The 18427-nt window shown below is 64.6% G+C and carries 15 protein-coding genes; 10 read left to right on the top strand and 5 right to left on the bottom strand.

The annotated features are described in order from the left end of the window. Window positions 1-254 (bottom strand): alcohol dehydrogenase catalytic domain-containing protein (locus EBS11_RS11375; RefSeq protein ID WP_290603088.1); only part of this gene is annotated, 254 nt, incomplete at its 3' end. 274 nt (window positions 255-528) lie between these two features. Here EBS11_RS11375 and EBS11_RS11370 point away from each other — a divergent pair. The 3 genes from EBS11_RS11370 to EBS11_RS11360 all read left to right on the top strand — a co-directional run bounded on the left by EBS11_RS11370 (window position 529) and on the right by EBS11_RS11360 (window position 3382). After that, complete coding sequence (locus tag EBS11_RS11370; protein ID WP_290603087.1) at window positions 529-1977, top strand: PQQ-dependent sugar dehydrogenase; 1449 nt, start codon at window positions 529-531, stop codon at window positions 1975-1977. 116 nt (window positions 1978-2093) lie between these two features. After that, on the top strand, window positions 2094-2537 hold the full coding sequence (locus EBS11_RS11365; protein ID WP_290603086.1) for a thioesterase family protein: 444 nt from the start codon (window positions 2094-2096) through the stop codon (window positions 2535-2537). A gap of 59 nt (window positions 2538-2596) precedes the next feature. Continuing rightward, window positions 2597-3382 carry a transporter substrate-binding domain-containing protein gene (locus EBS11_RS11360; protein ID WP_290603085.1) on the top strand — a complete coding sequence of 262 codons (786 nt, stop codon included), beginning with the start codon at window positions 2597-2599 and terminating at the stop codon, window positions 3380-3382. A gap of 28 nt (window positions 3383-3410) precedes the next feature. On the opposite strand, the gene EBS11_RS11355 is transcribed toward EBS11_RS11360, so the two are convergent. Together EBS11_RS11355 and EBS11_RS11350 are read right to left on the bottom strand one after the other, a co-directional pair. Continuing rightward, complete coding sequence (locus EBS11_RS11355; protein WP_290603084.1) at window positions 3411-3950, bottom strand: DUF3016 domain-containing protein; 540 nt, start codon at window positions 3948-3950, stop codon at window positions 3411-3413. A gap of 186 nt (window positions 3951-4136) precedes the next feature. Next, complete coding sequence (locus tag EBS11_RS11350) at window positions 4137-4643, bottom strand: DUF3016 domain-containing protein (protein WP_290603083.1); 507 nt, start codon at window positions 4641-4643, stop codon at window positions 4137-4139. 438 nt (window positions 4644-5081) lie between these two features. Between EBS11_RS11350 and EBS11_RS11345 the strand changes: the two genes are divergently transcribed. Continuing rightward, window positions 5082-6587, top strand: a complete 1506-nt coding sequence (locus tag EBS11_RS11345) for a DUF3369 domain-containing protein (protein WP_290603082.1) — start codon at window positions 5082-5084, stop codon at window positions 6585-6587. Between the two features lie 357 nt (window positions 6588-6944). Here the strand turns inward: EBS11_RS11345 and EBS11_RS11340 are convergent, their stop codons facing one another. Then, window positions 6945-8888, bottom strand: coding sequence for a GAF domain-containing sensor histidine kinase (locus tag EBS11_RS11340; protein ID WP_290603081.1), 1944 nt, complete (start codon window positions 8886-8888; stop codon window positions 6945-6947). Between the two features lie 183 nt (window positions 8889-9071). Between EBS11_RS11340 and EBS11_RS11335 the strand changes: the two genes are divergently transcribed. From EBS11_RS11335 to EBS11_RS11315, 5 genes are all read left to right on the top strand, one after another. Then, a complete protein-coding gene (locus tag EBS11_RS11335; protein WP_290603080.1) occupies window positions 9072-10619 on the top strand; it encodes a C13 family peptidase in 1548 nt (515 codons plus the stop codon). Window positions 10620-10661: 42 nt separating this feature from the next. Further along, entirely contained in the window at window positions 10662-11030 is a 369-nt protein-coding gene (czcI, locus tag EBS11_RS11330) for a cation efflux protein, CzcI family (RefSeq protein WP_290603079.1), read from the top strand. A gap of 104 nt (window positions 11031-11134) precedes the next feature. Next, a complete protein-coding gene (locus EBS11_RS11325) occupies window positions 11135-12367 on the top strand; it encodes a TolC family protein (RefSeq protein ID WP_290603078.1) in 1233 nt (410 codons plus the stop codon). A gap of 11 nt (window positions 12368-12378) precedes the next feature. Further along, on the top strand, window positions 12379-13584 hold the full coding sequence (locus EBS11_RS11320; protein WP_290603077.1) for an efflux RND transporter periplasmic adaptor subunit: 1206 nt from the start codon (window positions 12379-12381) through the stop codon (window positions 13582-13584). 24 nt (window positions 13585-13608) lie between these two features. Then, entirely contained in the window at window positions 13609-16779 is a 3171-nt protein-coding gene (locus tag EBS11_RS11315; protein WP_290603076.1) for a CusA/CzcA family heavy metal efflux RND transporter, read from the top strand. A 119-nt stretch (window positions 16780-16898) separates the two neighbouring features. Here EBS11_RS11315 and EBS11_RS11310 read toward each other — a convergent pair whose 3' ends face one another. Beyond that, entirely contained in the window at window positions 16899-17411 is a 513-nt protein-coding gene (locus tag EBS11_RS11310; RefSeq protein WP_290603075.1) for a hypothetical protein, read from the bottom strand. Between the two features lie 366 nt (window positions 17412-17777). On the opposite strand from EBS11_RS11310, the gene EBS11_RS11305 reads away from it, so the two are divergent. Beyond that, window positions 17778-18413 carry a PEP-CTERM sorting domain-containing protein gene (locus EBS11_RS11305; protein ID WP_290603074.1) on the top strand — a complete coding sequence of 212 codons (636 nt, stop codon included), beginning with the start codon at window positions 17778-17780 and terminating at the stop codon, window positions 18411-18413. Window positions 18414-18427 lie beyond the last annotated feature (14 nt).

The following is an 18427-nucleotide window of genomic DNA, read 5'->3' as shown; positions in this document are numbered from 1 at the left end:
ATGACGTGGTCATCCTTCTTCAGGGTCGTCACGCCCGGCCCCACGTCGACGACGACGCCGGCGCCTTCATGGCCGAGGATGGCGGGGAAGATCCCTTCCGGGTCGGCGCCCGACAGGGTGTAGTAATCCGTGTGGCAAATCCCGGTGGCTTTCAGCTCGACCAGCACTTCGCCGGCGCGCGGGCCGGCCAGGTCGACTTCTTCGATGGTCAGCGGGGCGCCCGCTTTCCAGGCAATCGCGGCTTTGGTTTTCATGTGAGGTATTCCTGCTCCGTTTCAGATGGGCCATTATCGGGCGCCAGCGGGCGCGCTGGTGCGGCAGGCGGCGCGCTTGTCTGAAAACGCGGCGCATTTGTCCGATGCCACCGCAGCGTGCAGCAGCGCACGGAAACGCGGCCGGCGCCGGGCGTATGCTGGCGCCAGTACGATGTCCGTTTGCGCCAGCTCAATCGTCCCATTACTCACACGCGCATTCTGGACACGCGTCCCCCTCTGAGCCGCCGTTGCCTCGTTCCCGCAGGAGACTGACATGCGCCCTTCGCTTTCCCGCTCCCTCCCGTCCTGGACGGCCCTGCTGCTGGCATGCTGCCTCATCCTGCTGTCCGCCTGCGGCGGCGGCCACGATCACCCACCGTCCGGCGCCACCAGCGGCAGCCTGACGGTCGCCATCGGCGGCTTGCCGGCCGGCGTGGCGGGCGCCGTCACGGTCAGCGGCCCCGCGTCCTACAGCAAGCCGCTGACGGCGACGGCCACGCTGACGGACCTGGCGCCTGGCGCCTACACGGTCAGCGCCGCCAGCGTGATGCAAGGCACGGGCACCCTGGCGCCCACGCCCGTGACGCAGCAGGTGCAGGTGACGGCCGGCGCCACGGCCAGCGCGGCCGTCACCTACGCGGCCACGGCGCCGCTGGCCCTGGCCCTGCAGGAAGTGGCGTCCGGCCTGGACACGCCCACCTTCCTCACGGCGCCGCCCGGCGACAGCCGCCTGTTCATCGTCGAGCGCCCCGGGCGCATCCGCGTGATGCAGAACGGCAGCCTGCTGGCCACACCCTTCCTCGACATCAGCAGCCTGACCACCGTCACCGGCGAACGGGGCCTGCTGTCGATGGCCTTCCACCCGCTATACGCCAGCAACGGCTATTTCTTCCTGTATTACACCAACCTGGCGGGCGACATCGTCATCGAGCGGCGGCAGGTATCGGCCGGCAATGCCAACGTGGCCGATCCCCTGTCCGCGCTGACCATCCTCACCATTCCCCACCCCACGTTCAGCAACCACAATGGCGGCCTGCTCAGCTTTGGCCCGGATGGCTACCTGTATGCGGGCACGGGCGATGGCGGCAGCGGCGGCGATCCGTCCGGCAATGCGCAAAACACGAACGTGCTGCTGGGCAAGCTGCTGCGCCTGGACGTCAATGCCGGCAGTGTGGCCCAGCCGTATGTCATTCCGCCGGACAACCCGTTTGCCACGGCGGGCGGGCGGCCTGAAATCTGGGCCTATGGCTTGCGCAATCCGTGGCGCTACGCCTTCGACGTGCCGGCCCAGCTGCTGTACATCGCCGACGTGGGCCAGAGCAGCCGGGAAGAGGTCGACGTGCGTCCCGCAGGCCAGGCGGGCAACAACTATGGCTGGAACATCATGGAAGGCGCGCAGTGCTACAACAGCGCCAGCTGCAACCAGGCGGGCCTGGTGCTGCCCGTCATCGACTATGGCCACGACAGCGCGGGCGGCTGCTCCATCACGGGCGGCTATGTGTACCGGGGCGCGGCCTTGCCGGAACTGGCGGGGCAATACCTGTATTCCGACTATTGCAGCGGCTGGCTGAAAAGTTTCAGCTACAGCAATGGCGCGGCCTCGGCCGTGACGGACTGGGGCATCGCGAACGTGGGCAATATCATCTCCTTCGGGCAAGATGCGCAGAACGAGCTGTACATGCTGAGCGGCACGGGAAAAGTCTACCGGATCGTGCGCAAGTAGCGCCTTGCGCGCCGCCTGCCGCACACGGCTGATGGGGCGTTTTTCGACGGGGCGCGGGGAACCGGCTAGAATTGGTTTTTTCCGCCGCGCCCTGCGCCCCAGCTCAAGAGAACACCATGGCCCGTTTGAAACTCGAATTTCCTGAAGACCAGTACTGCTATTCCTCGCAACTGACGGTACGCACGACGGACATCAATGCCGGCAACCACCTCGGCAACGATTCCATGATTTCCATGATTTCCGAAGCCCGCGCGCGCTTCCTGTTCGAGTTCGGCGTGCGCGACATCGAAGCGGACGGCACCGGCATCATCGTCACCGACCTGGCCACCACCTACCGTGCCGAAGCCCATGCGCGCGACCAGCTGCTGTTCGAAGTGGGCGTCATGGATTTCAACAAGTATGGCGGCGACATCACCTTCCGCATCACGCGTCCGCGCGACCACACCCTGATCGCGATGGCCAAGTCCGGCTTTGTCTTCTTCAACTACAAGCGCAGCCAGGTCGTGCCCATGCCGGAAGAGTTCGGCAGCAAGTTTCCCCAGGTAAACTGGATCGATTGACGGGCCGGCCAGGCCGCCATGCTGTATGCTTGCCAGGAAGACATGAAAAATGGAGCGGCATGCAATCAGCAATCACGGCAAGACTGTGCCTCGCCCTGGCGCTGCTGGGCGCGTTGCCGGCCGTCCTGGCGGCGCCGCAAACCGTCATCCTGTACGGCGACGACGACTACGCGCCCTACAGCTATGTGGAAAACGGCGTCTTCAAGGGCATGTACATCGACATCCTGCGCGCGGCGGCGGACAAGATGCCCGGCTATCGCCTCGTCCTGCAGCCGCGTCCCTGGAAACGGGGCCTCGATGCACTGGAGAAAGGCCTGGTCTTCGGCCTGTTTCCCCCCGGACGCAAGACGGAGCGCTCGTACGTGCAGCCCTATTCCGCCATGCTGTACCGCGAATCGGTGGTGCTGTTCTGCCATGATGCCGTCATGCAGACCGCCCGCGCGCATTTCCCGGACGATTTTGCCGGCCTGACCATCGGCGTCAACACGGGTTTTTTACTGTCGGAAAAATTGATGGCGCCGGCCCGCCACGGCGTGCTGCGGCTCGAGGCGGCCAAGGGCAATGAAGCCAATCTGAAGAAGCTGGCCTTGCGGCGTATCGATTGCTATGCCAGCGACCGCGGCGCGGCACGCCACACGGCGCGCCAGCTGCAAGGCGAACTGGAGCGCTACGGCTTTCACTTGCGCGAAGTGCTGGAACTGTCGTCCGAAGCCACGTATATCGCCTACAGCGCGCGCAACACGCCGGCCTACAAGGCGGACTTCATCGGACAGATGAATGCCGCCCTGCTGGCGCTGCGGCACGACGGCCAGCTGGCGCGCATCGAACAGGCGTATTTGCGCTGACTGGCCTGCCTCGCTGGACGGGCGCCGGCTAGCGGCGCCGGACGGGCTGCTGCAAGGTCATGACGGGCTTGCTGCGGCCCGTGGCCTTGATGCCGAAGGTATTTTCAAACCAGTCGTCGATCATCTTTTTTTCATAGCGCAGCGCGTCGCTGGTGGAATAGCGGTTGATGCGCTGCAAGTACGACATATCGGACAGGGCCGCGTTGCCGCTGGCAATCACCTTGCCATGCTGTTCCAGCTGGTAGCGCAGGCGCATGCGCGGCCAGTCCGTGCGTCCATCCATGATGCGCACGTCCATGGCGCCACGGCGCATGGGATCTTCGCGGCCGGCCAGGTCGATATCCGTGATCTCGATCTTCAAGTCCTGCCCGGGCCGCAAGCCCTTGCCCAGCATCTGGAAATGCTCCGCCAGGCCCGCCAGGATCTGCTCGCGGTCGCGCGTGCTGAACGGCATGTCCGAATAATCGTCGGGGTGGCTGAAATTGACCTGCACCCCGGCCCAGGCGCCGCTGCTGGCGGCCAGCGCCAGCACCGCCACCCAGGTTTTCATTGCCTTGGAAATCAACATATGCATCCCTTTCAGAAAATTGCACCGGCAGGCAACTGCCGCAATGCCGTTCACTGCGGCGCCCGGAATGAATATAGCCTGAAGAGAAAATTTCTGGAGCGCAATACAACGCCTGCGACCGGCCGCAGGCGTGGCGCGAGCCTGCCGGCATCCACGACACCCTGCGGCGGGGCAGGCTCCCCGTCCTTATTTGCGCGCCTGGCCTTTCGCCGGCACGCCGAAGGTCTTCGCAAACCAGTCGTCGATCATCTGCTTCTCGTAGCGCAGGCGCGCGTCGCTGGGATAGCGGTTGATGCGGCTCATGTACGACATATCGGACAACTGGGCGTCGCCCTGGCTGAGCACCTTGCCATCCTGCTCCAGCACATAGTGCAGGCTGATGCGTGGCCAGTCGGCGCGGCCGTTGAGCACGCGCAAATCGTTCATCCCGCGCATGCGCGGCTCTTCGCGTCCCGCCAGGTCCACGTCGGTGACGTCGATTTTCAGGGTTTGTCCCGGCTTGAGGGACTGCCCCAGTTTTTCGAAATGCGCCTTCAAATCCTTCAGCACGTCCTCGCGCTGGCGCTGGTCCATCGGCACATCCGTAAATTGCTCCGGTTTATCGAAACGCACCTCGGTGCCCGCCCAGGCGGCAGTGCTGGCCAGCAAGGCAAGCGCGCCGAGCAGGGCCCGCGTCGATTTCTTCTTTTGCATGATGCTCTTCCTTTCATGAACAGGACAGGCGCACGAGCCTACCTTCTATCCATTCAATATAACGGCAAGTGACTGCCAGGGAAGCGAAATTCATACCTTGTTACTTTCTTTCGCTGCTGGCCGCCACGGGCCGGCGCCTGCAGTTTTTTGCAGATTCATTGGCAATATTAATTAAAACAAAGTATTGTCTTGAAAATATAGTTGCCTAAGCGATAAAGTATACGTGGTGACGCCTTCCGTCCATTTAAAGTGCTTTTTTACCATGCATGTTGCATGAATTGCGTCAATTATTCTTGCTTATTGTTAATACTTAGCCGTCAGTCTACAATCGACAAAATGCGCCTGAAAAACGCGCAACGCCGGTAGTGGCGCACAGGACTTCCTGGCGCGGGCGTCTCAGCATTGCGTCAGTTATGCCTTTTAGCGGAACTCGCCCCTATGTCATTTTTGTCTTCAGCATCGCCCAAGTTACCCCCCTGGAAAGTCCTGCTCGTCGACGATGAACCCGACATCCATGACATCACCAAGCTGACACTCAGCCGTTTCCGCCTGGAAGGCCGCGCCCTGAGCTTCGTGCATGCCTACAGCGGCGCGGAAGCCAAGCAGGTGCTGGCGCGCGAGTCCGGCATCGCCCTGGTCTTCCTCGATGTGGTGATGGAGCGCGAGGACAGCGGCCTGGAAGTGGCGCGCTGGATGCGCGAAGACCTGGGCAACCAGTTTACGCGCATCGTGCTGCGCACGGGCCAGCCCGGGCAGGCGCCGGAAGAACGCGTGATCGTCAACTACGACATCAACGACTACAAGGAAAAGACGGAACTCGACCGCACCAAGCTGTTCACCACCACCTTCGCCGCCCTGCGCGCCTACCGCGACATCATGAAGGTGGAAGAGGCGCGCCTGGCCCAGCTGCATTACCGCGAAGGCCTCGAGCGCGTCATCGCCGCCTCGGCCCACATCTTCAAGCAGCGCAACCTGCGCGACTTCGCCAGCGGCCTGCTGCAGCAGGTCGTCGCCCTGCTGCGCCTGGAAACGAGCATGCTGCTGCGCCTGCGCGGCGCCAGCGCCATTTCCGGCGAGCAAGACTATGAAATCCTCGCGCAGATCGGCGACACGGACGACGGCATCCTCAGCCCTTCCCTGCTGTCCCAGCTGGACGATGCGAAGAGCAACAAGATTTCGCGCCTGCACGGCGATACCTACGTCGGCTACTTTCCCAACAGCAGCGGCAAGGCCTCCCTGCTGGTCTTGAAAGGCGTGGAAGAGATTTCCGACCTCGATGCGCAGTTGCTGGAAGTGTTCTGCTCCGGCGTGGCCATCGCCTTCGACAACATCCTGCTGACGCAGGAAATCACCGATACCCAGGCCGAACTGATCCTGCGCCTGGGCGACGTCGTCGAATCGCGCTCGCACGAAGGGGGCAACCACGTGCGCCGCATGGCCGAAGTGTGCCAGCTGCTGGCGCAGGCGTCCGGCATGTCCGAGGAAGAAACCATGGTGCTGCGCCACGCGGCGCCCATGCACGACATCGGCAAGATTTCCACGCCCGACGCCGTGCTGCTGAAACCGGGCAAGCTCGACGCGGCCGAGTGGGAAATCATGAAGCAGCACCCGACGGTGGGCATGTCCATCCTCGACGGCTCGCAGCGCCCGCTCCTGAAGGCGGCGGCCGTGATCGCCCACCAGCACCACGAAAAATACGACGGCAGCGGCTATCCGCAAGGGCTGGTCGGCGAGAACATCCACAAATACGCGCGCATCGCCGCCGTGGCCGACGTCTTCGACGCCCTCATGCACAAGCGCTGCTACAAGGACGCCTGGCCGCTGGAGCGCGTGGTGGGCTACCTGCGCGAAGTGAGCGGCAGCCACCTGGACCCGCAGTATGTGGAATTGCTGATTGCGAACCTGGACGAGGCGCTGGCGCTGAATCAACGTTTCCCGGATTAAACGGCGCAGGTCGAACCCAAGTGCAAAGACTGGGGTCAGACCCAGAGGGTCTGACCCCGGCCCTACGCCGTGGGCTTGCATTTCAGCGGCGCAGGTCCGATTAGCGCTTGCGCGTCATCCGGCAACATCGTTGATGTCGCTTGTGGTGGCGTCGGCTGACGGCCCTCCAGGCCTGATCCGACCCACGCCGCGGCTCGGGCCCCCAACACGGGCATTGCGGGCCAAGCGGGCCTGAAAAATGTCGAGGGCAAGGCGCAGCGACGCAGACAGTACGCCAGTACGGCAAGGAGCTGCAACGCCGCCATCGGCATTTTCTGGCCCGCGTCTCCGGCCCGCCGTTTTCAAATTTTCAAATTTTCAAGCGCTCTTCGGCTCCAATGGAAAGCGGATCTTGTAATGCAATCCCATCCCCGGCGCACTGACCACCTTCACCGTACCACCCAGCGGCCCCGTCACCAGGTTATACAGGATATGCGCGCCCAGGCCGCTGCCGCCCGAACCCCGCTTGGTCGTGAAGAAGGGGTCGAACAGCTGGCCCAGGGTGGCGCTGTCCATGCCCATGCCGTCGTCGCTGTAATCGAGTTCCAGCATCTCGCCCGCCGTCCGGACGGACAGCTTGATCCTGCCCGGCTCGCCTTCGGCAAAGCCATGCACGAGTGAATTGACCACCATGTTGGTGACGATCTGCGAGACGGCGCCCGGATAGCTGCGCAGCTGCACGTCCGGCGCGCAGTCGATCTCCACCTTGACGGGCTTGCCCTTCAGCTTGGGCTGCAGCGACAGCAGGATTTCATCGAGATATTTGCGCAGGTTAAAGCTGCGCAGCTCGTCCGAGGACTGGTCCACGGCCACCTGCTTGAAGCTGCGCACCAGCGCCGCGGCGCGCTGGGTGTTCGTCGTCATGATGCGCAGGGTCTGGTCGATGATGTCGAAGAACTGCTGCAAGCCGTCCTCGTCGAGCTGGCCGCCAGCCAGGTCTTCGCGCGTGAGCTTCAATTCCTGCACCAGGTGGCTGGTGGCCGTGACGCAAATGCCCAGCGGCGTGTTGATTTCATGCGCCACGCCCGCCACCAGGCGCCCCAGCGAGGCGAGCTTCTCCTGGCGCACCAGTTCCGACTGCGCTTCCTGCAAGGCGTTCAGGGCGCTGTTCAGGGCCGCGTTCTGCTCTTCCAGCGCTTCCTTGGCCTGGCGCATGGCGCTGTCGGCCTGGATGCGGGCCATCGCCACGGCCACATGGCTGGCCATGAAGGCCAGCACGTCCAGTTCCGCCTGGCCATACACGACGGAGGTATCGTAGCTTTGCACGATGATCACGCCATATTTGCGTTCGCCCAGCAGCATGGGCGCGCCCATCCAGCTGGCGATGCTGGTATTGCCCAGCGGCTCTTCCATCTCGCCGCTGGCCACCAGCGCCGCATAGCTGTCCGCATCGAGCAGGCAGGCCTGGCGGCGCGCCAGCACGTAGGAACTCATGCCGATGCCGTAGTGAAAACGCTTCACGGGCGCCTGCGCATCCTTCTCGTCGATGAAATACGGGATCGTGATGTCCTTGTTGTCCGGATGGTACAGTGCGATGAGGAAATTCTTCGCCGTCACCAGTTCGCTGATGATGGCGTGCAGGCGCGCGTACAGGGTCGTCGCGTCGGCCGCCTGCGCCGACAGGTTGGCGATTTCATACAGGGCATGCTGCAGGTTTTCCGCGCGCCGCCGCTCGGCCACTTCGTGCGCCAGCAGGGCCGTGCGCTCCTGCACCGCCTTTTCCAGGCGGTCCATGCTTTGCATGCCCTGCAGGGCGCTCGACACGTGCGTGGCGATCAGCGCGAACAGGGCCTGGTCTTCCAGGCTGAAACGGTGTTCCGCGTCATAGCTCTGGATGACGATGGCGCCCAGCACCTGATGCTGCGGGTCCAGCAGCGGACAGCCGATCCAGTGCTCGGCCGCCGTGCCGCCGCCCCAGGCGCCGCCGCCGATGGCGCGCATGGCGTCGTCGTCGGCCGTCATCACCAGCTGCTTGCGGTTGACGATGACCCAGGCCGTGGGTGACTGCGCCGCGCTGGCCAGGCGCACGCCCACGTCCGGGTCGGGCGAGGCGTCGAATTCGTCGACAAAATAGGGAAAACGCACGAGGCCGTCATCGCGGTCGCTGAGCGCGACATAGAAATTGGCCGCATACATGATGCGCCCCAGCGCCGCGTGGACGGCTTGCAGGAAGGCACTGATATCGCTGCAGGTGCTGGCGCGCTGGCCGATTTCCAGCAACACGGTCTGGACGGCTTCCAGACGGCTGAGACGGCTTTCCATGGATAGACAAATGCCTTCTGTAAATATGTTCTGAAAATCAATATTATCAGTTCAGTCCCGCCTTGGCACGGCATAAAATGCACAATCTTGCCTTGAGGCATGACAACACCCGCCACGCACACATTTGCCACCTCGGCGATACAGTGGCAGACTAGGCCCCTCCCCATAGATCAGACTGTCCTCATGACCGCCACGCTCCGCGCCGCCCTTCGTCCCTACACCCTCGCCGCCCTGCTGGCCTTTGCCGCGCTGGGCATGCCGCCGCTGTGCGCCGCGCCGGCCAAGGTGCCGGCGGCGGAGACGGCCGACGGCGGGCGCTACTTCGGCCCCCTGGTCGATGGCAAGATGCAGGGCCAGGGCCGCCTCGAATACGCGAGCGGCGCGTTCTACGAAGGGGGCTTCGCGCGCGGCGTGTTTTCCGGCCAGGGCAAGCTGCGCCAGGCCTCGGGCGTCGAGTATGTGGGCGCCTTCCGCCAGGGCGCCTTCGATGGCCAGGGCCGCTACACCTCGCCCAAGGGCGAGCTGTACGAGGGCAGCTTCGTCAAGGGCAGCTTCGAGGGCCAGGGCCGCTTCCAGGGCGCCGACGGCGCCACCTTCGAAGGCCATTTCCAGCACTGGCGCCCGCACGGCACGGGCAAGCTGACCGACACGGACGGCACCGTCTTCGAAGGCGAATTCGTCCAGGGGCAGGTGCTGGGCAAGGCGAAAGTCACCACCAGCGACGGCATCCATTACGAAGGTGCATTGAAAGACTGGAAGTTCGAGGGGGAAGGCGTGCTGCGCACGGCCGACGGCGACGAATACCGGGGCAGCTTCAAGAATGGCCAGTTCGACGGCAAGGGCGTGCTGCGCTATGCCGTGGCGCAGGCGGACGGCCGGCGCGAAGACAGCGGCAACTGGACGGAAGGCCAGCTGGACGATCCGGCCGCCGACAAGCTCACGCGCGACAACATCGAGCTGGCCCTGTACAACCAGCGCGCCCTGCTCGACGGCGCCCTGGCGCGCATCGCGCCGCGCGATGCGGCGAAAAAGATCAATCTGTACCTGCTGGGCGTGGCCGGCGATGGCGCGCAGGAAGTATTTCACCGCGAAACGTCCTTCGTGCAGCGCCAGTTCGACCGCGACTACGGCACCGTGGGGCGCTCCTTGATGCTCGTCAACAGCCGCAACACGGTGGCGCAGCAGCCGATGGCCACGCGCACCAGCATCGCCGCCAGCCTCGACGCCCTGGGCGCGAAGATGGACAAGAGCAGCGACATCCTGTTCCTGTTCCTCACCAGCCACGGCTCGCCCGAGCACGAACTGGCGCTGGCGCAAAACGGCATGGACCTGCACAGCCTGCCCGCGCAGGAACTGGCGTCCATGCTCAAGCACAGCGGCATCCGCTGGAAGGTCATCGTCATCTCGGCCTGCTATGCGGGCGGCTTCATCGATGCCTTGAAGGATGAGCACACGCTGGTCATCACGGCCGCGCGGCGCGACCGCACCTCGTTCGGCTGCGACGACCAGAATGACTTTACCTACTTCAGCGAAGCGTATTTCAAGGAAGCCTTGCCGCAGAGCGCAGGCTTTGCAGAAGCGTTCGACAAGGCCAAGGTGCTGGTGCAGGCGCGCGAAGCGGCCGATTTCCGCGAGGGCGGCATGGAAGCGGAAGAACATTCCGAGCCGCAACTGTTCCAGGGCAAGGCCATCGCGGCACAGCTGAAGGCATGGCGCGCCCAGCCGCGCTGACCTGGGCACGCCCGCCCGCCTTTCTGTACAATAGCCGTCATCATGCGCCGATTCTTCCTCATTTTGCTGCTGTTCGTGCTTCCGCTCCAGATGTCCTGGGCCGCGGCGAGCGCGTATTGCCTGCACGAGGAAGGCAAGGCGGCGCAGCACCTGGGCCACCACAATCACCAACACAAGGCCGGGGCGGACAAGCCGCCCGCCGCGGATAAAAAAGTGGCGGACCAGCAAAAGAAAGGCCAGCCGCACAGCGACTGCAACGTCTGCCATGGCATCGGCCATGCATGGCTGCCGGCCGGCTCCAGCCTGCCCGCCGTCGACACGGCGTCCGTCAACGCGGACACCTCTCCCTTCTTTTACGCTTCCCACATCCCGGACGTGCCCAAGCGTCCCGACTGGTCGTCGGCCATCTAGGCCGACGGGACGTCTCCATCACTGATCGCCATCTGCGCACCTGACTGAATCAGGCGCCAGCCTGCGCGTCCCGTCGAATTCTTTTCCGTTTTTTGGAGAATTCGATGCACCGATTCATCTTGTTACTTTCCGCTGGCCTGCTGGCCGGCAACTTTGCCCACGCGCAATCTGGCGTGGAGCCCGCCGCCCCCCTGACCCTGCCCGCCGCGCTGGCCCTGGCCGAAGGCGGCAACGCCACCCTGTCGGCCGCCCGCCACGAACTGGCGGCCCAGGGCGGCGCCCTGCAGCAGGCGCGCGCCCTGCCCAACCCGGAACTGCAAACCGTGCTGGAAGACACGCGGCGCGCGACGCGCAGCACCACCGTGCAGCTGAACCAGCTCATCGAGCTGGGCGGCAAGCGTGGCGCCCGCGCCGCCGTCGCCCAGCGTGGCGAAGACGTGGCACAGGCAGGCCTGTCCCTGCAGCAAGCCGAGACGCGCGCCGCCGTGACGTCCGCCTTTGTCGACGTGCTGGCGGCGCAGGAAGGCTTGCGCCTGGCCGACAGCGCGCAAGCCCTGGCCGCCCGCGCCAGCGACATCACGGCGCGCCGCGTCACGGCCGGCAAGGCCTCGCCCGTCGAGGAAACCCGCGCCAGGGTCGCCGAAGCGAGCGTCAAGCTGGAGCTGAACCTGGCCCGCAGCGCCCTGGCCAGCGCCCGCCAGCGCCTCGCCGCCCTGTGGGGCAATGCCGCACCCCGCTTTACCGTCGCCGAGGGACGCCTGGAAACCTTGCCGGCGCTGCCGCCCGCCAGCGAACTGGCGGCGCGCCTGAGCCAGGCGCCGGCCGTGCGCCAGGCGCACAGCGCGCTGGCCCAGCGGCAAGCCATGCTGGACGTGGAACAGCGGCGCGCCACGCCCGACGTGACGGTCAGCGTGGGCATGAAACGCTCGGAAGAACTGGGGCGCAACCAGGCCATCATCGGCCTGGCCCTGCCGCTGCCCCTGTTCGACCGCAATGCGGGCAACAAGCTCGATGCCCTGCGCCGCAGCGACAAGGCCAGCGACGAGCTGGCCGCCGCCCGCATCGACGTGCAGACGCAGGTCGCCGCCGCCAGCGAACGCCTGGCCACGGCCCGGCTCGACGTGGAAAGCTTGCGCCAGGATATCTTGCCCGGCGCCCAGAGCGCCTATGACGCGGCCAGCAAGGGCTTCGAATTCGGCAAGTTCGCCTTCCTCGACGTCCTCGATGCCCAGCGCACCTTGCTGCAAGCCAAAAACCAATACCTGCGCGCCCTCACCGAAGCGCACCACGCCGCCGCCGACATCGAGCGCCTGCTGGGCGCGCCCGCCTCCCTGTAAGGAATTCCCTGATGAATATCAAACTCGACAAGAAACAAGCCCTCGCCATCGCCGCCATCGCGGCGGCCGGCCTCGTGCTGGCAAGCCTGATCCTCGGCACGGGCAAGTCCGCCAGCGCCCCGCCGCCCGCCGCCAAGGCGGAAGCGCATGCTGAAAAGAAAGACGCACACGGCCACGAGGCAGTGGAAGGCCGGCTGGAATTGACGGCCGCGCAAAGCCGCGCGGCCGGCGTCGTCATCGCCACGGCCGCACCCGGCCGCATCAGGACGACGGTGGCCCTGCCCGGCGAAATCCGTTTCAACGAAGACCGCACGGCCCACGTCGTGCCGCGCCTGGCCGGCGTGGTGGAAGCCGTGCAGGCGGACCTGGGCCAGCTGGTGAAGAAGGGGCAAGTGCTGGCCGTCATCGCCAGCACCGACCTGTCCGAGCAGCGCAGCGAACTGCTGTCGGCGCAGCGCAGGCTGTCGCTGGCCCGTTCCACGTATGAACGTGAAGAAAAACTGTGGCGCGAGAAAATCTCGGCCGAACAGGATTACCTGCAGGCGCAGCAAACGTGGCGCGAGGCGGAGATCGCCGTGCAGAACGCGCAGCAAAAGCTCAGCGCGCTGGGCGCAACGGGCGCGGCCAAGGGTCCCCTGAACCGCTACGAGATCCGCGCGCCCTTCGACGGCATGGTGCTGGAAAAACATATCACCCTGGGCGAAGCCGTGAAGGAAGACGCGAACATCTTCGTCATTTCCGACCTGTCGACCGTGTGGGCGGAAATCGCCGTGCCCGCAAAAGACCTGGCCACCGTGCGCATGGGAGGCAAGGCGGAGGTGAAGGCGTCCGCCTTCGATGCCAGCGCGCAAGGCACGATCACCTATGTGGGCGCGCTGCTGGGCGAACAGACGCGCACGGCCAAGGCACGCATCAGTCTGGCCAACCCGGACATGGCGTGGCGCCCGGGCCTGTTCGTCACGGTGGAAGTGGTGTCCGGCGAAGCGGACGCGCCCGTCACGGTGCACAGCACGGCCATCCAGACGGTGGAAGACAAGCCCGTCGTCTTCGTGCAAGTCAAGGATGGCTACCAGGCCACGCCCGTCGTCCCGGGCCGCAGCGATGGCAGCTTGACGCACATCAAGCAGGGCCTGGCCGCCGGCACGCCGTACGCGGCGCAGGGCAGTTTTGTCCTGAAGTCCGAGCTGGGCAAGGACTCCGCCGGCCATGAACATTGATCACGTGAAACAAAGGACACCATCATGTTTGAACGCTTGATCCGCTTTGCCATCGAGCAGCGCTGGCTGGTGCTGCTGGCCGTGGCCGCCATGGCCGGCCTGGGCATCTACAACTACCAGAAGCTGCCCATCGACGCCGTGCCCGACATCACCAATGTGCAGGTGCAAATCAATACCCAGTCCGCCGGCTATTCGCCGCTGGAAACCGAGCAGCGCGTCACCTTCCCCATCGAGACGGCCATGGCCGGCTTGCCCAACCTGGAACAGACGCGTTCGCTGTCACGCTACGGCCTGTCGCAGGTGACGGTGATCTTCAAGGATGGCACGGACATCTACTTTGCCCGCCAGATGATCAACGAGCGCCTGCAGGAAGCGAAGGAAAGCTTGCCGGCCGGCATCACGCCCAAGATGGGGCCCGTCTCCACGGGCCTGGGCGAAATCTACCTGTGGACGGTGGAAACGGAAACGGGCGCGAAAAAGCCCGACGGCACGCCGTACACGCCGACGGACTTGCGCGAAATCCAGGACTGGATCATCAAGCCGCAGTTGCGCAATGTCACGGGCGTGACGGAAATCAATGCCATCGGCGGCTACGCCAAGCAATACCAGGTGGCGCCCTACCCGGAAAAACTGGCCGCCTATGGCATCAGCCTGCAAGACGTGGTGACGGCGCTCGAACGCAACAATGGCAACGTGGGCGCCGGCTACATCGAACGGCAGGGCGAGCAGCTGCTGATACGCGCGCCGGGCCAGGTGGCGTCGAAGGACGACATCGCCAACATCATCGTTGCCAACGTGCAGGGCGTGGCCATCCGCATCCGCGACGTGGCCGACGTGGTGCTGGGGCGCGAGCTGCGCACGGGCGCGGCCACGGAAAACGGGCGCGAAGTGGTGCTGGGCACCGTCTTCATGCTGATCGGGCAGAACAGCCGCGCCGTGTCGCAAGCCGTCGACAGGAAAATGGTGGAGATCAACCGCAGCCTGCCGAAAGGCGTGCACGCCGTCACCGTATATGACCGCACGGTGCTCGTCGACAAGGCCATCAATACGGTGAAGAAAAACCTGCTGGAAGGGGCCGTGCTGGTGATCGCCATCCTGTTCCTCTTCCTCGGCAATATCCGCGCGGCCGTCATCACGGCCATGGTGATACCGCTGGCCATGCTGTTCACGTTTACGGGCATGGTGCAATACCACGTGAGCGCCAACCTGATGAGCCTGGGGGCGCTGGACTTCGGCATCATCATCGATGGCGCCGTCGTCATCGTGGAAAACTGCGTGCGCCGCCTGGCCCATGCGCAGCAGAAACTGGGACGGCCGCTGACCTTGCAGGAGCGTTTTCATGAAGTGTTTGCGGCATCGCAAGAAGCCCGTCGCCCCCTGCTGTATGGTCAGCTGATCATCATGGTCGTGTACCTGCCCATCTTTGCACTGACGGGCGTGGAAGGCCGCATGTTCACGCCGATGGCCCTGACGGTCGTCATCGCCCTGCTGGGCGCCATGCTGCTGTCGATCACCTTCATCCCCGCCGCCGTGGCGCTGTTTATCGGCGACAAGGTGGCGGAAAAAGAAAACGCCATCATGCGCGCCGCCAAGCGCTGGTATGCGCCGCTACTGGGCAAGGTGATGCGCAACACGCCCGTCGTGTTGACGGGCGCGGCCGTGGCCGTGCTGCTGTCTGGCTTGCTGGCCACGCGCATGGGCAGCGAATTCGTGCCCAGCCTGAACGAAGGCGACATCGCCATCCAGGCCCTGCGCATTCCCGGCACCAGCCTGACGCAATCGCTGGCCATGCAGCAGCAGCTGGAACGCAAGCTGATGGACAGCCACAAGGAGATCGCCCGCGTGTTCGCCCGCACGGGTACGGCCGAAATCGCGTCCGACCCCATGCCGCCGAATATTTCCGACGGCTACATCATGCTCAAGCCCCGCGACCAGTGGCCGGAGCCGGCAAAATCGCGCGAGCAATTGCTGGCGGAAATCGAAGCGACGGCCAGCAGCTTGCCGGGCAACAACTACGAGTTTTCTCAGCCCATCCAGCTGCGCTTCAATGAACTCATTTCCGGCGTGCGCAGCGACGTGGCCGTGAAACTGTTCGGCGACGACATGCTTGTCCTCGACGGTACGGCGGCAAAGATCGCGGGCGTGCTGGGCAAGATTCCCGGCGCCACGGAAGTGAAAGTCGAGCAGACGACGGGCCTGCCCATGCTGACGGTGCAGATCGACCGCGAGCAGACGGCCCGCTATGGCCTCAATATTGCCGACGTGCAATCGGCAATCGCCACGGCCATCGGCGGGCAGGAGGCGGGTACCCTGTTCCAGGGCGACCGCCGCTTCGACATCGTCGTGCGCCTGCCCGACAGCCTGCGCAGCGACCTGGAGCAATTGAAACGCCTGCCCATCGCCCTGCCCCTGGGCGCGGCGGCGGAAGGCCGCGCCCGCTTCATCCCGCTGGGCGAAGTGGCCAGCCTGCAGGTGGCGCCGGGGCCGAACCAGATCAGCCGCGAAGACGGCAAGCGCCGCATCGTCATCAGCGCGAACGTACGCGGGCGCGACATCGGCTCCTTCGTGGCCGATGCCACGCAGCAGCTGCAGGCGCAGGTTGCTATTCCCGCCGGCTACTGGACCAGCTGGGGCGGCCAGTTCGAGCAGCTGCAGTCGGCCACGAAACGCCTGGAACTGGTGGTGCCCGTGGCGCTGGCCCTCGTCTTTGTCTTGCTGTTTGCCATGTTCGGCAATGTGAAGGATGGCTTGCTCGTGTTCAGCGGCATCCCGTTCGCCTTGACGGGCGGCATCGTGGCCCTGTGGCTGCGCGACATACCCATGTCGATCTCGGCGGCCGTCGGCTTCATCGCCCTGTCCGGCGTGGCCGTGCTGAACGGCCTCGTGATGATCGCCTACATCCGCCAGTTGCGCGAACAAGGCATGTCCCTGCAGGAAGCGATACGCGAAGGTGCCATTACGCGCCTGCGGCCCGTGCTGATGACGGCGCTGGTGGCCTCGCTGGGCTTCGTGCCGATGGCCATCGCCACGGGCACGGGCGCCGAAGTGCAGCGTCCGCTGGCCACCGTGGTGATCGGCGGCATTTTGTCGTCGACGGCCCTGACCCTGCTGGTGCTGCCGCTGCTGTACCGGCTGGCCTACAGAAAGGAAGAAGAGGTGGAAATGCACGCCGCGCCCGCAGGCGCGGCGGTGTAGTCATGGAGCCGGGCGTAGCAAAATCGTAGCGAGCGGCGTCGATTTACGGCTGAGACGCGCAGCTGCACTCAAGTACAGCGAGCGTCGGAGGCCGCAAAGCGTGCCGCGCAAAGATTTTGCTAGCCTGGCCGGCGGTAACCGCCTTCGATCCAGTTCGCCGCCGCCGTGGCATTGAACTTGAAGGCGGCCGAGGTGCGCACCTTGGCGATCTGTTCGCCGTCGGCGTCGTAGGCGCTCAGTTCCGCGTACGGGTGTTCTTCGTCGGGCACGATGTCGAACATCACCTTGATCTGCCCCTCGTCGGTGGCGACGAACACATTCTTGTGCAATTGCGCATGCAGCTGCTGCTCGTGGCGGCGCAGCACCTCGGAAGCCGTCTTGACGAGCGTGTTGAAGGCGTTGACGTCGAGCGGCTTGGGGTTTTTCTTGTCGCGGCCCATGGTCCACGGCCCCACCAGGGCCGGCTCCGGTTCGCCATCCTTGATCATGGCTACGGCCCAGCCTTCATCTTCCTCGTTCTTGATCACGCGTGCCGTCCAGCCATTGCCCACCCACAGGCGCGGCTCCTGGATGGGCGCGTCATTGTCCTGCTCGGCGGCTTCGTCGGGAAAATCGGGGAAATCGGTACTCATGGCGGTGCTCGTGATGGAAGGTCGGGGCTAGCATGATAGTCGAAAACGCCCGTCCGTGCCGCCCTGGCGCACGCGAAAGCGGCCACTGCCATAGTCGATCCGGGCCAGAAGGCAAGGACGCAAATTAGTGGCTTTATTCTAGCGATCGGGCTTTGATATTGCTCAACTACGACTATTATTATTTTGCAATCTGAATTGTCTTTTTTGTATTCAAAAGTTGCATTTAGTAATGCTTGGCCACAAGAAATTTTTCACCTCCGCGACGCCCCTCATCCCCGCACGCCGCCTTGCATCCCCACGCCAAGCACTTCTGCCTGTCCTGACCAAAACAGCTGCGTACACCTATATATCTTTGAGGGAATAAAAATGAAAATCTTGTCCACACTGGCTTGCGCGACGCTTGCTGCCGCCGCCGGCAGCGCCAGCGCCATCCCCACGTTTACGGCCGGCGGCACGCCCCTGGCCGGCGAAGGGCTGGTGACATCCGTTGCAGGCGCCACCACGATCGATTTCAACAGCGGCGTGCTGCCCGCCAACTACATCGATGGCGCGCTGTTCACCGGCACGGACGGCAACCATGCCGCGCCTCCTGGCGATACGAGCAAGTACTTGTCGGCAGGCATTTCTTCCGACCAGCACTCGCCCGTGACCGCCAATTTCAGCAGCGGTTTGAGCTATTTCGGCTTCTACATGGGTTCGCCGGACACGTACAACAGCGTGACCTACACCTTTGCCGACCACAGCTCGACCACGCTGACGGGCACGCAACTGGCAGCGCTGGCCGGCGATGCCGCCAACGGCAATCAATCCGTGGGCCTGTACGTGAATGCCTTCGCCGGCGTCGGCAGCAAGATCACCTCGGTTGCCTTCAGCTCCACGCAGAACGCCTTCGAGACGGATAACCACGCCTTCATCGCCGCCGTGCCGGAGCCGGAAACCTATGCCATGCTGCTGGCCGGCCTGGGCCTGCTGGGTTTCATGCTGCGCCGCAAATCCTCCTGACGCGGGCAGGCACT

It is taken from the genome of Janthinobacterium sp., from assembly GCF_009923995.1.
Taxonomy (GTDB): Bacteria; Pseudomonadota; Gammaproteobacteria; order Burkholderiales; family Burkholderiaceae_D; genus Janthinobacterium.
The sequence above is the reverse complement of the archived record's forward strand: the minus strand, read 5'-3'. Positions and strand labels throughout refer to the sequence as shown.

Bases quoted from the DNA above. Each gene is read 5' to 3' on its own strand.
- EBS11_RS11370 (WP_290603087.1), top strand. From the start codon at position 529: ATGCGCCCTTCGCTTTCCCGCTCCCTCCCGTCCTGGACGGCCCTGCTG.
- EBS11_RS11365 (WP_290603086.1), top strand. From the start codon at position 2,094: ATGGCCCGTTTGAAACTCGAATTTCCTGAAGACCAGTACTGCTATTCC.
- EBS11_RS11360 (WP_290603085.1), top strand. From the start codon at position 2,597: ATGCAATCAGCAATCACGGCAAGACTGTGCCTCGCCCTGGCGCTGCTG.
- EBS11_RS11355 (WP_290603084.1), bottom strand. From the start codon at position 3,950: ATGTTGATTTCCAAGGCAATGAAAACCTGGGTGGCGGTGCTGGCGCTG.
- EBS11_RS11350 (WP_290603083.1), bottom strand. From the start codon at position 4,643: ATGCAAAAGAAGAAATCGACGCGGGCCCTGCTCGGCGCGCTTGCCTTG.
- EBS11_RS11345 (WP_290603082.1), top strand. From the start codon at position 5,082: ATGTCATTTTTGTCTTCAGCATCGCCCAAGTTACCCCCCTGGAAAGTC.
- EBS11_RS11340 (WP_290603081.1), bottom strand. From the start codon at position 8,888: ATGGAAAGCCGTCTCAGCCGTCTGGAAGCCGTCCAGACCGTGTTGCTG.
- EBS11_RS11335 (WP_290603080.1), top strand. From the start codon at position 9,072: ATGACCGCCACGCTCCGCGCCGCCCTTCGTCCCTACACCCTCGCCGCC.
- czcI (WP_290603079.1), top strand. From the start codon at position 10,662: ATGCGCCGATTCTTCCTCATTTTGCTGCTGTTCGTGCTTCCGCTCCAG.
- EBS11_RS11325 (WP_290603078.1), top strand. From the start codon at position 11,135: ATGCACCGATTCATCTTGTTACTTTCCGCTGGCCTGCTGGCCGGCAAC.
- EBS11_RS11320 (WP_290603077.1), top strand. From the start codon at position 12,379: ATGAATATCAAACTCGACAAGAAACAAGCCCTCGCCATCGCCGCCATC.
- EBS11_RS11315 (WP_290603076.1), top strand. From the start codon at position 13,609: ATGTTTGAACGCTTGATCCGCTTTGCCATCGAGCAGCGCTGGCTGGTG.
- EBS11_RS11310 (WP_290603075.1), bottom strand. From the start codon at position 17,411: ATGAGTACCGATTTCCCCGATTTTCCCGACGAAGCCGCCGAGCAGGAC.
- EBS11_RS11305 (WP_290603074.1), top strand. From the start codon at position 17,778: ATGAAAATCTTGTCCACACTGGCTTGCGCGACGCTTGCTGCCGCCGCC.